This window comes from Methylocystis sp. (assembly GCF_050246715.1).
Taxonomy (GTDB): Bacteria; Pseudomonadota; Alphaproteobacteria; order Rhizobiales; family Beijerinckiaceae; genus Methylocystis.
The window spans coordinates 42,334-54,971 of the sequence record NZ_JBFWVN010000015.1; the positions used below are offsets into that span (position 1 = coordinate 42,334).

The following is a 12,638-nucleotide window of genomic DNA, read 5'->3' on the forward strand; positions in this document are numbered from 1 at the left end:
CGCAAAGCCTTAAACAGCGGGCCATGATCTGGCTTATCTTCGCTTTGCTGACCGGCGCGGCGGTCATAGCGGTGCTGGCGCCGCTCGCCATGCGGGACGGGGCGGGGAATGACAGCGCCGCCGACGTCGCCTTTTTCGAGCAGCAGATCGCCGAAATCGAGCGCGAGCGCGCCGAAGGCCGGCTCGACGCCTCGGACGCCGAAGCCGCAAAGACCGAAGCGGCGCGCCGTCTGTTGCGCGCCGAAGCCGCGCCAAAGTCCAAGGTCGCCGCCTCGCGCAAGCTCGCGCTCGCCGCGGCGCTTGCGGCGATCGTCGCCATGCCGGCGATCGCGCTGTCGCTCTACGCCAAACTCGGCCATTCCGGCATGCCCGACATGCCGCTGACGGCGCGGCTCGAATCCGCGCCGAATGCGCGCGATCTCGCCGGCGCCGTGGCGCGCATCGAACAGCATTTGCGCGAACATCCCGAAGACGGTCGCGGCTATGAGGTCATCGCGCCTTATTTGCTGCGCACCGGCCGCGGCGAAGAGGCGATCCACGCCTATTCAGAAGCGCTGCGGCTTCTGGGCGCGAGCGCGGCGCGGCATGCAGCGCTTGGCGAAGCGCGCGTCGTCGTCGCGCGCGGCATGGTGACGCCGGAAGCGAAGAAGGATTTCGAGGCGGCGCTGGCGCTCGATCCGTCAGCGCCCGAGGCGCGCTATTATCTTGGCGTCGCCGCCGCGCAGGCCGGCGACAGGGAAAGAGCAATCGAAATCTTTTCCAAGATGGTCGCTGACGCGCCGCCCGACGCCGCTTATCTCAAGGCCGTGAACGCGCAGCTCGCCATGTTGCGCGGGGAGGAGAGTCCGCCTGTCTCGGCGAGCGGCCCGTCGAGCGCGCAGGGCAAAGCGATCGCGGCGATGCCCGCCGATCAGCGTCAGGCGATGATCCGCGGCATGGTGGATCGTCTGGCCTCGCGGCTGGAAGCCAAGGGCGACGACGTCGAAGGATGGCTGAAGCTCATTCGCGCCTATAGCGTGCTTGCCGAGACCGAAAAGGCGAAGAAGGCGGTGACCGACGCGCGTCATGCGCTCGCAAGCAAGCAGGACGAGCTGGCCCGCATCGACGCGCTGGCGAAGGAATTGAATATCGGCGGCTAGAGCGAAGTTTCGCCTCTATGGGAGCGTTCTGAACAAGATGACGCGCAAGGGAAAACGACTGACGTTGATTGCCGGGGCGATGGCGGTTCTCGGCCTCGCCGCCGGGCTGATGCTGTTCGCGCTGCGCGACAATATCGTCTTCTTCTACACGCCGTCGGAGCTTGCGAAGAAACAGGTCGCCTCAGGCGCGCGGCTGCGCATCGGCGGTTTGGTGAAGGAGGGGAGCGTCGTCAAGAACGGTCACGACGTGAATTTCACCATCACCGACAAGACGCGAGATCTTGCGGTCTCATACACCGGCCTGCTGCCGGATCTCTTCCGCGAGGGGCAGGGCGTCGTGGTCGACGGCGTGCTGCAGCAGGACGGCGGTTTTCGCGCCGACAGCGTGCTCGCCAAGCACGACGAACGCTACATGCCGCGCGACGTCGCCGACGCCTTGAAGAAGCAGGGCGTCTGGCAGGGGGAGACGAGGTGATGGGCTCTCCACAAGGCTTCCTCATCCTGAGGAGCGAGCGAAGCTTGCGTCTCGAAGGACGAGGAAGCCGCTGTCAGCAAGTTGGCGCGGCGCCCTCGTGCTTCGAGACGCGCCTTTACGGCGCTCCTCAGCATGAGGGCGACTTTAATCATTGCGCCGTTCCGAGGTCCGCATGATCGTTGAAACCGGACATTACGCGTTAGTTCTCGCGCTCGCTTTGGCGCTGGCGCAATTCGCCATCCCCTTCGTCGGCGCGCGCTTAAATGACGCGGCGCTGATGCGGGTCGCGCGGCCGGCGGCGATCACGCAATTCCTGTTCGTCGCGCTTTCCTATGGCGCTTTGACCTATGCGCATGTCGTTTCCGACTTCTCGCTCGTCAACGTCATCGAGAACTCGCATTCGCTGAAACCATTCATCTATAAAATCTCGGGCGTATGGGGGAACCACGAAGGCTCGATGCTGTTGTGGGTGCTGGTTCTCTCGCTTTGCGGCGCGTTGATCGCGATTTTCTCGAATGCGATGTCCGACAGGCTGCGCTCTGACGCGCTCGCCGTGCAAGGCCTGCTCGGCGCCGCCTTTCTTCTCTTCATCCTGTTGACTTCGAATCCCTTCGCGCGCATCGCGCCGGCGCCATGGGAAGGCCGCGATCTCAATCCGATCCTGCAGGACCCCGGCCTCGCGATCCATCCGCCGCTGCTCTATCTGGGCTATGTCGGTTTTTCGATCGTCTTCTCTTTCGCTGCCGCCGCGCTGATCGGCGGACGCATCGACGCCGGCTGGGCGAGAGTCATTCGGCCCTGGACTCTCTTCGCCTGGATCGCGCTGACGCTCGGCATCGCGATGGGCTCATACTGGGCCTATTACACGCTGGGCTGGGGCGGCTTCTGGTTCTGGGACCCCGTCGAGAACGCCTCGTTGATGCCCTGGATCGCCGGCACCGCGCTGCTGCACAGCGCCGCCGTGATGGAAAAGCGCGAGGCGCTGAAGGTCTGGACGATCTTTCTGTCGATCCTCGCCTTTTCGCTCTCGTTGCTCGGCACATTTCTGGTGCGCTCCGGCGTGCTCACCTCGGTGCACGCCTTCGCGAGCGATCCCGACCGCGGCGTGTTCATTCTCGCCATTCTCGTCTTCTTCATCGGCGGGGCGCTGGCGCTCTTTGCGCTGCGCGCCGGCGCGTTGCCCGTCGGCGGGTTGTTTTCGCCGATCTCGCGCGAAGGCGCGCTCGTTCTCAACAACCTGCTGCTCTCCGCCTGCTGCGCGACGGTGGTCGTCGGCACGCTCTATCCGCTGGCGCTCGAAGCGCTTACCGGCGAGAAGATTTCCGTCGGCGCGCCTTTCTTCAACACCGTGCTGATCCCGATCGCGCTGCCGCTCGCTTTATTGATGCCGATCGGCCAGATGCTGTCCTGGAAGCGCGGCGATCTTGCCGCCGCCTTGCAGCGGTTGCGCGTCGCCTTTGTCGTCGGCGTTCTGGCGGCGGCGGCGTTCGGCGCCTGGTATGGAACGCCCTTTCTCTCGGTCGCCGCCGCGGGGATCGCGATCTATCTCGTCGTCGGCGGATTGAGCGATCTTGCCATACGCGCTCGTGGACGCGCCGGACGCGTAAGCCTCAAGCGCCTCGCCGGCCTGCCGCTATCGGCCTTCGGCACGTCGATCGCCCATGCCGGCATGGGGCTGACGCTGCTCGGCCTTGCCGCCACCGGCTGGGGGGTCGAGAGCATCGTGGCGATGAAGCCCTTGAGCTTCTATGACGTCGGTCCCTATCAGATCGGCATTGAATCCATCTCCCCGCGCCAGGGGCCGAACTATTCGGAAGTCTACGCGGTGATGGCGGTGCGCAAGGACGGCGCTGCGCTCGCGACGATCGAGCCGGCGAAGCGCTTTTATCAGGCGCGGCGCATGTCGCGCTCGGAGGCCGGCATCGTCACGATCGGGCTGGGGCAGGTCTATGCGGCGATCGGCGAGTCGCATGAAGACGGCACGATCGACGCCCGGCTGTATTGGAAGCCGTTGGTCACGCTGATCTGGATCGGCGCTTTGGTCATGGCCTTCGGCGGCGCGCTGTCGCTCGCCGACCGGCGCCTGCGCATCGGCGTCGCCCGCCGCGCCCCCGCCTCGGCCCTGGAGCCGGCGGAATGAGCGGCGGAGCCCCCTCCCTGTCCCTCCCCCGCTTGCACGGGAGAGGGGACCTTAACGATCGGCATTTGTGCGCTTCGCGGGGGTCGCCGAATCGGACTCCCTCTCCCGCGAAGCGGGGGAGGGCTGGGGTGGGGGCCTTATTCGTCTTCCTCCTCGTCCTCCCCCTCGTCGCCCATGCCGTCACGCCCGGGGAGATGCTCGCTGATCCGGCGCTTGAAGCCCGGGCGCGGGAGATCACCAAGGAGCTGCGCTGTCTCGTCTGCCAGAACCAGTCGATCGATGATTCCGATGCTTCGCTCGCCCAGGATTTGCGCGTGCTGGTGCGCGAGAAGCTCAAGGAGGGGATGAGCGACGCCGAGGTGCGCGACTATGTTCATTCCCGTTACGGCGACTTCGTGCTGCTGCGCCCGCCGATGAAGCCCGGCACGCTGCTGTTATGGAGCGCGCCGGCGATCGCGCTGCTTGCCGGCGCCGCCGCCGTCTGGATGGCGGCCCGGCGCAACCGAGCCGCCATTTCGCCGGCGGCGCCGAGTTTGACGGGCGAGGAAAAGGCGCGACTGGAAAAATTAGGCGTGACTGGGCTTAGCGAACCCGGATCGGGCGAATAGCGTCAAGCGTCATTCGAGAGTTGCACGAAAGGATTAGACGGCCTTTGTTCCATTAGGAGCAGTCCATGACATCTCTTACCTCCGGCGTCGACCTTGCAGCCGGCCACGATCCGCAAGGCCCCAAGCCGAAACTTGATCAATCGCTCGACATCCGCGGCCTTCTCGTCTTTCTCGCCGTGATGGCTTGCGGCCTCGGCTTCACCGCCTTCAGCATATGGAGCGATCTGCGCGAGTCCGGCGCGCCGGTGACGACCTATCTTCCCTTCGTCCTGCTTGGCGTCGCGTTGCTGATCGCGCTCGGCTTTGAATTCGTCAACGGCTTCCACGACACCGCCAATGCCGTCGCGACGGTGATCTACACGCATTCGCTGCCTGCGACTGTCGCGGTCGTTTGGTCCGGCATTTGGAATTTCCTCGGCGTCATGGCGTCGACCGGCGCGGTCGCTTTCGGCATCGTGTCGCTGCTCCCGGTCGAACTCATTCTGCAGGTCGGGTCCAGCGCCGGCTTTGCGATGGTCTTCGCTCTGCTCATCGCCGCCATCATCTGGAATCTCGGCACATGGTGGTTAGGCCTACCGGCCTCGAGTTCGCATACGCTCATCGGCTCGATCATCGGCGTCGGCGTCGTCAACGCGCTTATGCGCGGTCGCGACGGCACGTCAGGCGTCGATTGGAGCAAAGCGGTGGAGATCGGCTATTCGCTGCTGTTCTCGCCGATCGTCGGTTTTGTCGCAGCGGCGCTCTTGCTGCTCACGATGAAAGTGCTTGTGCGCAATCCAGCGCTTTATCAGGAGCCCAAGGGTCAGAACCCGCCGCCGTGGTGGATACGCGGTTTACTGGTTCTCACCTGCACTGGCGTTTCCTTCGCCCATGGCTCGAATGATGGCCAAAAGGGCATGGGCCTCATCATGCTGATCCTCATCGGCACGGTGCCGACCGCCTATGCGCTCAACCGCGCGCTGCCGGCGAGTCACATCGCGGCCTTCGCGAGCGCGTCCGAAGCGGCCTCGACAATCGTTGAAGGGAAGGCCGAGGGCTATCAAGTGATTGGCGATCCACGCCCGGCGGTGATGCAATATATTTCGCGCCATGAGCTGAACGAAGGCACTTATCCTTCGCTTGCCGTTCTAATGCGCGACATCGCCAAGGAGATCGAAACCTATGGCTCGATCGCGAAAATTCCTTTCGCAGCGGTCGGCAACACCCGCAACGACATCTATCTCGTCTCCGAGGCGCTCCGCTCCATCGTCAAGGACAGGGACGCGGAACTGACCGACGGCGACAAGCAGGTTCTGAAAAATTACAAGGACGAGATCGATCAGGCGACGAAATTCATTCCAACCTGGGTCAAGATCGCGGTGGCGATCGCGCTCGGGCTAGGGACGATGATCGGCTGGAAGCGGATCGTCGTCACAGTGGGCGAAAGGATCGGCAAGCAGCATTTGACTTATGGTCAGGGCGCTTCCGCCGAACTCGTCGCCATGAGCACGATCGCGATCGCCGACTCTTATGGTCTGCCGGTCTCGACGACTCATGTGCTGTCCTCGGGCGTCGCCGGAACGATGGCGGCTAATGGCTCCGGCGTGCAAATGGGCACGATCCGCAATTTGCTGATGGCCTGGGTGCTGACGCTGCCCTGCGCCATCCTCCTCTCGGGCGGTCTTTATTTCGCTTTCAGCCATATTTTGAAGTTCGGCTGAGGCGACGCCGACAAGCGAAGGACCGCTGAAGCTCCGGCGGCCCCTGGCGCGGGCCGGCCATCCGATGCGCATCGATGAATCATCGATGCGTCAATGCGCTGTAATTTATTGAATTGACGAATTTTCGACGCAGGACCGGCGTCGCTTCCTCCGGAAATGCTCTACCCAATCCGCGCCGGCTGCAATATAGGGACGGGAGAGTTTCCGGCCGGGGCGACGCCGCGGCCCTCAAGCCCATGAGCGAACGATGGCCGAACATTCCACGCCCCATTTCCACAATCAGCCCGGCGTCTCCCAGATTCGCGTCGGGGCCAAAGAATTCATGTGCATTGGCGCGCTGCCGCCCTTCGATCATCCGCATGTCTATATCGACATGGGCGCGTCGAACGAGGCCGTCTGTCCCTATTGCTCGACGCATTACGTCTACGACCCGGCGCTGCGCGGCGGCGCCGATCCGGCCGAATGCGTCTATCGCATCTCCGAAGACGCCGCCGCCTGACAGAAGCCAGCCGATGAGCGCGCCGATCGTCATCGCCGGCGCGGGGATCGGCGGCCTCGCCGCCGCCCTGTCGCTGGCGCGCGCCGGCAAGCGCGCGCTGGTCCTGGAACGCGCGCCGCGGATCGAGGAGATCGGCGCCGGACTGCAGATCGCGCCGAACGCCGGGCGCATTCTCGCCAGGCTCGCGCTCGAGCCGGCGCTTGCCGCTGTGGCTCTCGAGCCTGAGGCGGTCAATGTCCGCCGCGGGCGCGACGGCGCCGTTCTGGCGCGGCTCGATCTTTCCGATGCAAGGAACCGCTGGGGCGCGCCGTTCCGTCTTTTCCACCGCGCCGATCTACAGGGCGCGCTGCTTCAGGCGGCGCTCGAGAATCCGCAGACTCACGTCCGCTCGGGCGCTCGCGTCGGCGATTTCGAAGCGCGCGCAAACGGGGTCCGCGTTCGCGTGCACACGCCGGAGGGCGTCGAGGAAATCGAAGCGGCGGGCCTTGTCGGCGCCGATGGCGTGCGCTCAAGCGTGCGCGCGCATCTTGTTCCGTCGGAGCGCGACGCACCCTCTTATTCCGGTTGCGTCGCCTGGCGGGCGACGCTGCCCGCCGACAGCGTTCCGACGGCGCTTCGGGCGCGTGAGTCCAATCTCTGGCTGCTGCCGGGCGCCCATGTCGTACATTATCCGCTGCGAGACGGCTCAATGATCAACGCCGTCGTCATCATCGAAGAGCCGCCGGAGGCCGAGGACGCCCATTCGAGCCTGTCGCTCAAAGGCGAAGAACTCGCCAGTCGCTTCTCGCGGCGTTACATGGCCGCCGAGCTTCGCACGTTGATCGAGGCTGGCGACTCCTGGCGGCATTGGCCGCTGTTTACGCGGCCCGCGCTGAAACAATGGAGCCGGGGATCCGTCACGCTCCTCGGCGACGCCGCGCATCCGATGGTCCCGTTTCTGGCGCAGGGCGCGGCGCAGGCGATCGAAGACGCAGAGGCGCTGGGCGAGGCTTTTCTGCGCTTGGGCGCGACGGTGGAGACCGCCTTCGCCGCCTATCAAGGCGTTCGGCGCGACCGCGCCGAGCGGGTGGTGCGCGCCTCGCGCCGTCAGGGCGCTTACGATCATCTGAGCGGAATGCAGGCCGCCGCCCGCGATCTCGCGATCCGCGCGCTCGGCGGATCCGGCATACTCAAGCGCAACGCCTGGCTCTACCGCGTCTAGTCCCGGCTTTCCTTGCGTCGCTGTCCCGCCAGAACGCGCTCAATTCTCGGATCTGGCGCAAGCCACATCAACGCCACGAACACATAAATTGCGAGCGAAAAGCGCGGGTCGACCAGCGTCAGCCCGATTGCGAGAAGATACAGCAGCACGGAAAGTTTGCCTTTAACGTCGGCGCCGATCGCGCGAGTGAGCGTCGACTCCGGTCCATGCGTCTTCAGCAGCATGCGGCTGAGGATGAAATAGGCGATCGCCGGCGCCAAAAGCGACACGCCGTAGATGGCGACGGTCGCTTGAGCGAAATGATTTTCCGACATCCAGGCGCTGGCGAAGGGGATAAGCGACAGCCAGAACAGCAGATGAATGTTCGCCCACAGCACCCCGCCGGTCACATGCGTGGCGGCTTGCAACAAGTGATGATGATTGTTCCAATAGATGGCGATATAGGCGAAGCTCAAAACATAGCTGAAAAAGACGGGCGCGACTTGCAAGAGCGCTGAAAAGCTCGCCTCGTGCGGCGGCTTCAACTCAAGCGCCATGATGGTGATGATGATGGCGATGACGCCGTCGCTGAAGGCTTCAAGCCGCTGCTTTTCCAATGTTGTGCTCCAGGACGCCGAATTTTGTTCGGGACACGCGGTTCTCTATGCGTTAGCGAGCAAGGTTGCGAGACGCTTTGTTCGCCGCCAGCAAAATGTCGTGCGCGAGCTTTGCGCGCGTTATGTGATGACGCTTGGCGCGCCGCGCTGCGTATAGCGTTCGATCGCGGCGAGTTCGCGCGACAGCGCGATCAGGTCGGCGAGCGCGGCTTGGGTCTCCAGATATTGGCGGGCGGGATCAGGTTCGTAACGTTCGATATAGACGCGCAGCGTCGCGCCGGCCGTGCCGGTGCCCGACAGCCGATAGACGATCCGCGAACCGTCCGCGAACATCACCCGCAAGCCTTGATGCTTGGAGTCCGACCCGTCGACCGGATCGTGATAGGCGAAGTCGTCGGCCTTCGCGATTTCGAGAGCGCCGAAACGCTTGCCCTTGAGAGTCGGAAGAGTTTCGCGCAGCGCGTCGATCAACGCATGAGCGCCGTCGCTCGCGACTTCCTCATAATCGTGACGCGAATAATAATTGCGCCCATAGGTCGTCCAATGTTGGCGAACGATCGCGTCGACGCTCTCCTTGCGCGCCGCGAGCATGTCGAGCCAGAACAGCACCGCCCACAGACCGTCCTTCTCGCGCAGATGGTCCGAACCGGCGCCGGCGCTTTCTTCGCCGCATATCGTTACGAGGCCGGCGTCGAGCAGATTGCCGAAAAATTTCCAGCCTGTCGGCGTTTCAAACAATGGCGCGCCGAGCTTTTCGGCGACGCGGTCGGCGGCGCCGCTCGTCGGCATCGAGCGGGCGATTCCTGCAACGCCCTTGCGATAGCCCGGCGCAATCGTGGCGTTGGCGGCAAGAATCGCGAGACCGTCAGAAGGCGTGACGAAACGCCCGCGGCCGATGATGAGATTGCGATCGCCGTCGCCGTCCGATGCCGCGCAAAGATCGGGCGCGGCGTCGGACATGGCGAGATCGTATAGATGCCTGGCGTAGACCAGATTGGGATCGGGATGATGCCCGCCAAAATCGGGCAGGGGCGTCGCATTGATGACGCTGCCGGGCGCAGCGCCGAGTTCTTCTTCGAAAAGCGCCCGCGCATAAGGGCCGGTGACCGCCGACATGGCGTCGAATTTGAGGGTTAGCCCTGAGCGAAACGCGTCGCGAATGCGATCGAAGTCAAAGAGCGTCTGCATCAGCGCCTTGTAATTCGCGACGCTGTCGACGATGTCGACGCGCATGGCGCCGATCATCGTTTCGCCGAGCCTGTCGATGTCGACGTCTTCGGCTTCGACGATTCTGAAGGCCGCAATTTCGAGCGTGCGCCGGTAGATCACTTCCGTCGTCTTCTCTGGCGCCGGGCCGCCATTGGCGACATTATATTTTATGCCGAAGTCGCCATGCGGGCCGCCGGGATTATGGCTCGCGGACAATACGATTCCGCCGAAGGCCTTCAGCGAACGAATGAGCGCCGAGACGGCGGGCGTCGAGAGTATGCCGCTCTGTCCGACGATGATGCGGCCGACGCCATTCGCGGCGGCGATCTTCAAAATCTTTTGAATGGCCTCGCGGTTGTAATAGCGGCCGTCGCCGCCGAGCACGAATGTCGCGTCCTGATAGCCCTCAAGAGCGTCGAAGATCGACTGAATGAAATTCTCAAGATAATGGCGCTGCTTGAAGATTTCGACTTTCTTGCGCAGTCCGGATGTGCCCGGCCGTTGGTCGGCAAAGGGCGTCGTTGCGATCGTCGTCGCGTGCAAATTCCCCATTTTGTACGAAAGCCTCGCATAGCTGTCGGCGCCGCGGTCGGCGCGGCGTCTGCCTCTACAATTTGCTTCCTGTAACGGCAAAAAGGCGGCGCGGGGGAGTCCCGCGCCGCCCTTCAAAGCCTATCCGAAGCTCCGGGCTTACCAGCCCCAGCCGCCGTAATAGGGACTTCCCCATCCGCCATAATAATAGCCCGGATAGTAGCCGTAGCCATAGGGATAGCCATAGCCGCCGCTGGAAGCCGCGAGGCCGGCGCCGAGAAGTCCAAGACCGACGCCCGCCGCGACGGCGGCACCGGGATTGTAATAACCGCGCCGATAGCCGCGATAGCCCCATCCGCCGCGATATCCCCAACCGCGTCGATACCAGACATTGTCGACAGGGCCTGACGGCGCGACAATCGACCGATCCGGCGCGCTCATCGGCCCGGCGATCGCTTCGCTGGGAACGGCCGCCGCCAAAGTCGCGCTGCACAGCGCGCCGCATAGCGCCAATTTTAGGCCATTACGCATCATTCCTACTCCTCTTGGCGCGGCGTTACGCCGCGATGCGTCGCAAACTCCGCTCGAGCTTGCGCCGCAACTAACAACTCAATTGGGAGGAAATTGATCCGCTTCTAGAGGCTGGAGCCGAACTTTTTTCCCATTCATCATGAACGGCCAACGCCCGCGTCGCAGGCGGAAGTCTCGACGCCGACTTTGCCAATGAAGCCAGCAGCCTTCGACGGAGAATATCGCAAACGGCGGCGCGGCCCATATGCCGTTCCGGAATTAAATAAAACAATAATCATAATAACTTAAGCGTCATCATCTCCTTTTGTTCCGCCTCGCTCGCCCAGCTCCCTGCGCAGGTCTGTTGGCGGTCGCCTCCGGGCGCAAGCGTCAAAATGACGGATCATCCTCGCGGGCTGCGAGCCGATAGCCGCCGCCTTCCGTCTTGAGCCAGCGCGGACGCTCCGGCGCCGGCTCCAATTTGCGTCTCAAGCGGTGAATATGGGTTTCGAGCGTGCGGGTGGACATCGTCGGCCCGTAGCCCCAGACGTCGCGAAGCAGCGCCTCGCGAGAGACGGCCGCGCCACGGGCGCGCGCAAGCCTCGCCAGAATCGCCGATTCTTTTTCGGTCAGCCTCAGACGTGCGCCCGATGGCGCCCATAATTCGCCGGCTTCGAAACGATAGGGGCCGACGGCGCTTGGCGCGGGCGTCGATTCTATAAGGGCGACAAGCGCCGCGAAACGGAAAGGACGCGCGATGACGGCATCGACGCTTGGCGGCGGCGCTTTCGGCGTGTCTGCGATCAGCACGATGTTGGTCTTGCAGCCCTGCCGGCGTGCGTCCGCAAGCACTTCAGCGCGGCAATGCGCCTCATCGAGGATCGCCGCATCCGGCCAATCTTCGCCGGGCGCCGCGAACCGGCCTTCGCGCAGCGCAAATTTGCCGAGCGCGGCGAACTGCTCGACGAGAATAGCCCGCAACTGTGGTTCGGCGGCGATGCTGATAATGCGCGGAAGTGACATGGTCCGGCGGTCGCTTCTCGCTTCGAGAAGACCATTCCTGCTATAGGCGGTCAACCGCGCCGGCAAGCGGCGCAGATGAAGCCATCATGCCACGGCGATCAAAGCGGACGAAACCTGCCGGACTCGCATTGCTGCGCGTCGCGCGTCGCGTCGGCGGGCGCCCGCATGAAGGGCGGCTGATCGCCGGGACGCTCGTTCTACCTTGCGCGCTCGGCCGCAGCGGAATCGCGCGCCGCAAATGCGAGGGCGACGGCGCAACGCCTGCCGGCCGTTGGCCGCTCCTCTATTTCTACCTGCGCGCGCCAATTCCATTGCGCCTGAAGTGGCGGCGCACGCGGCCGCGCGATCTCTGGTGCGACGATCCGGGCTCGTTTCTCTATAACAGGCCGCTCTGCACGGCGTCGCGGTTCAGTCACGAAGAGGTGTGGCGTAGGGATGCGCTCTATAACGCTGTCGGCGTGATGGGCTACAATCTACGTCCGCGCGTGCTTGGCCGCGGCAGCGCGATTTTCTTTCACATCGCAACAGACGATCTTTCCCCCACCGCCGGCTGCGTTGCGCTGCGCTTGCGCGACATGGCCCGGCTTCTGCCGCGGCTGGGGCGCAACGCCGCGCTGTTGGTCGGATGAGCGCCTACGGACGCCGCACTCACCCCTTCCCCCCGGACTTCTGCTCGCTCGTCAAACGGGGCGTGATGGGTACCTTCCACAGGGTCAGATGAAAGTATCGGCCGCTGTACGTCTGGGGCATAATAACTAAAATAACTCGAACATTTTCGGTACGGCGATAGCAGGGTGCTGAGACGCCATAACAGTAGTGGAGAGTGGAAGAACGCTCAACGAACTCGCCGCGTGAAACGCTTATAAGCCAACCAAATATCGCTAGAGGGTGTTATGTACTTTCGGGAGGGATGGGTTTAATGGAATCGGATGGTTCCGATTCGCAAGCCTTATCCGTCTGATATCAGTGATGAAGAATGGTCGTTGGTTGCGCCGTATCTGACGCTG

Annotated in this window: 12 protein-coding genes; 8 read left to right on the top strand and 4 right to left on the bottom strand. The window is 63.7% G+C overall.

Annotated features, from left to right (window positions below):
* Positions 1-23: 23 nt before the first annotated feature.
* The 7 genes from ccmI to AB7I51_RS07420 all read left to right on the top strand — a co-directional run bounded on the left by ccmI (position 24) and on the right by AB7I51_RS07420 (position 7,762).
* On the top strand, positions 24-1,139 hold the full coding sequence (ccmI, locus tag AB7I51_RS07390; RefSeq protein WP_428403969.1) for a c-type cytochrome biogenesis protein CcmI: 1,116 nt from the start codon (positions 24-26) through the stop codon (positions 1,137-1,139).
* A gap of 37 nt (positions 1,140-1,176) precedes the next feature.
* Positions 1,177-1,614, top strand: coding sequence for a cytochrome c maturation protein CcmE (ccmE, locus tag AB7I51_RS07395; protein ID WP_428403970.1), 438 nt, complete (start codon positions 1,177-1,179; stop codon positions 1,612-1,614).
* A gap of 172 nt (positions 1,615-1,786) precedes the next feature.
* Positions 1,787-3,754: a heme lyase CcmF/NrfE family subunit gene (locus tag AB7I51_RS07400; RefSeq protein ID WP_428403971.1), complete on the top strand. Its 1,968-nt coding sequence runs from the start codon at positions 1,787-1,789 to the stop codon at positions 3,752-3,754.
* Positions 3,755-3,882: 128 nt separating this feature from the next.
* Positions 3,883-4,362, top strand: coding sequence for a cytochrome c-type biogenesis protein (locus tag AB7I51_RS07405; RefSeq protein WP_428403972.1), 480 nt, complete (start codon positions 3,883-3,885; stop codon positions 4,360-4,362).
* 65 nt (positions 4,363-4,427) lie between these two features.
* The gene (locus AB7I51_RS07410) at positions 4,428-6,062 is read left to right on the top strand and encodes an inorganic phosphate transporter (protein WP_428403973.1); all 1,635 of its coding nucleotides are present in this window, start codon (positions 4,428-4,430) and stop codon (positions 6,060-6,062) included.
* A 247-nt stretch (positions 6,063-6,309) separates the two neighbouring features.
* Entirely contained in the window at positions 6,310-6,561 is a 252-nt protein-coding gene (locus tag AB7I51_RS07415) for a zinc-finger domain-containing protein (RefSeq protein WP_428403974.1), read from the top strand.
* A gap of 13 nt (positions 6,562-6,574) precedes the next feature.
* A complete protein-coding gene (locus AB7I51_RS07420; protein WP_428403975.1) occupies positions 6,575-7,762 on the top strand; it encodes an FAD-dependent monooxygenase in 1,188 nt (395 codons plus the stop codon).
* Here AB7I51_RS07420 and AB7I51_RS07425 read toward each other — a convergent pair.
* The 4 genes from AB7I51_RS07425 to AB7I51_RS07440 all read right to left on the bottom strand — a co-directional run bounded on the left by AB7I51_RS07425 (position 7,759) and on the right by AB7I51_RS07440 (position 11,631).
* A complete protein-coding gene (locus AB7I51_RS07425) occupies positions 7,759-8,358 on the bottom strand; it encodes a TMEM175 family protein (protein WP_428403976.1) in 600 nt (199 codons plus the stop codon). The two genes, AB7I51_RS07420 and AB7I51_RS07425, sit on opposite strands and share 4 nt — an antisense overlap.
* A gap of 120 nt (positions 8,359-8,478) precedes the next feature.
* Positions 8,479-10,119, bottom strand: a complete 1,641-nt coding sequence (locus AB7I51_RS07430; RefSeq protein WP_428403977.1) for an alpha-D-glucose phosphate-specific phosphoglucomutase — start codon at positions 10,117-10,119, stop codon at positions 8,479-8,481.
* A gap of 138 nt (positions 10,120-10,257) precedes the next feature.
* Positions 10,258-10,632: a hypothetical protein gene (locus AB7I51_RS07435; protein WP_428403978.1), complete on the bottom strand. Its 375-nt coding sequence runs from the start codon at positions 10,630-10,632 to the stop codon at positions 10,258-10,260.
* Positions 10,633-10,998: 366 nt separating this feature from the next.
* Positions 10,999-11,631: a winged helix-turn-helix domain-containing protein gene (locus AB7I51_RS07440; RefSeq protein WP_428403979.1), complete on the bottom strand. Its 633-nt coding sequence runs from the start codon at positions 11,629-11,631 to the stop codon at positions 10,999-11,001.
* Positions 11,632-11,717: 86 nt separating this feature from the next.
* On the opposite strand from AB7I51_RS07440, the gene AB7I51_RS07445 reads away from it, so the two are divergent.
* Positions 11,718-12,260, top strand: coding sequence for a L,D-transpeptidase family protein (locus AB7I51_RS07445; RefSeq protein WP_428406171.1), 543 nt, complete (start codon positions 11,718-11,720; stop codon positions 12,258-12,260).
* Positions 12,261-12,638 lie beyond the last annotated feature (378 nt).

Excerpts from the sequence above, each read along its gene's own strand:
- ccmI (WP_428403969.1), top strand. The coding sequence starts at position 24 with ATGATCTGGCTTATCTTCGCTTTGCTGACCGGCGCGGCGGTCATAGCG.
- ccmE (WP_428403970.1), top strand. The coding sequence starts at position 1,177 with ATGACGCGCAAGGGAAAACGACTGACGTTGATTGCCGGGGCGATGGCG.
- AB7I51_RS07400 (WP_428403971.1), top strand. The coding sequence starts at position 1,787 with ATGATCGTTGAAACCGGACATTACGCGTTAGTTCTCGCGCTCGCTTTG.
- AB7I51_RS07410 (WP_428403973.1), top strand. The coding sequence starts at position 4,428 with ATGACATCTCTTACCTCCGGCGTCGACCTTGCAGCCGGCCACGATCCG.
- AB7I51_RS07415 (WP_428403974.1), top strand. The coding sequence starts at position 6,310 with ATGGCCGAACATTCCACGCCCCATTTCCACAATCAGCCCGGCGTCTCC.
- AB7I51_RS07420 (WP_428403975.1), top strand. The coding sequence starts at position 6,575 with ATGAGCGCGCCGATCGTCATCGCCGGCGCGGGGATCGGCGGCCTCGCC.
- AB7I51_RS07430 (WP_428403977.1), bottom strand. The coding sequence starts at position 10,119 with ATGGGGAATTTGCACGCGACGACGATCGCAACGACGCCCTTTGCCGAC.
- AB7I51_RS07435 (WP_428403978.1), bottom strand. The coding sequence starts at position 10,632 with ATGATGCGTAATGGCCTAAAATTGGCGCTATGCGGCGCGCTGTGCAGC.
- AB7I51_RS07440 (WP_428403979.1), bottom strand. The coding sequence starts at position 11,631 with ATGTCACTTCCGCGCATTATCAGCATCGCCGCCGAACCACAGTTGCGG.
- AB7I51_RS07445 (WP_428406171.1), top strand. The coding sequence starts at position 11,718 with ATGCCACGGCGATCAAAGCGGACGAAACCTGCCGGACTCGCATTGCTG.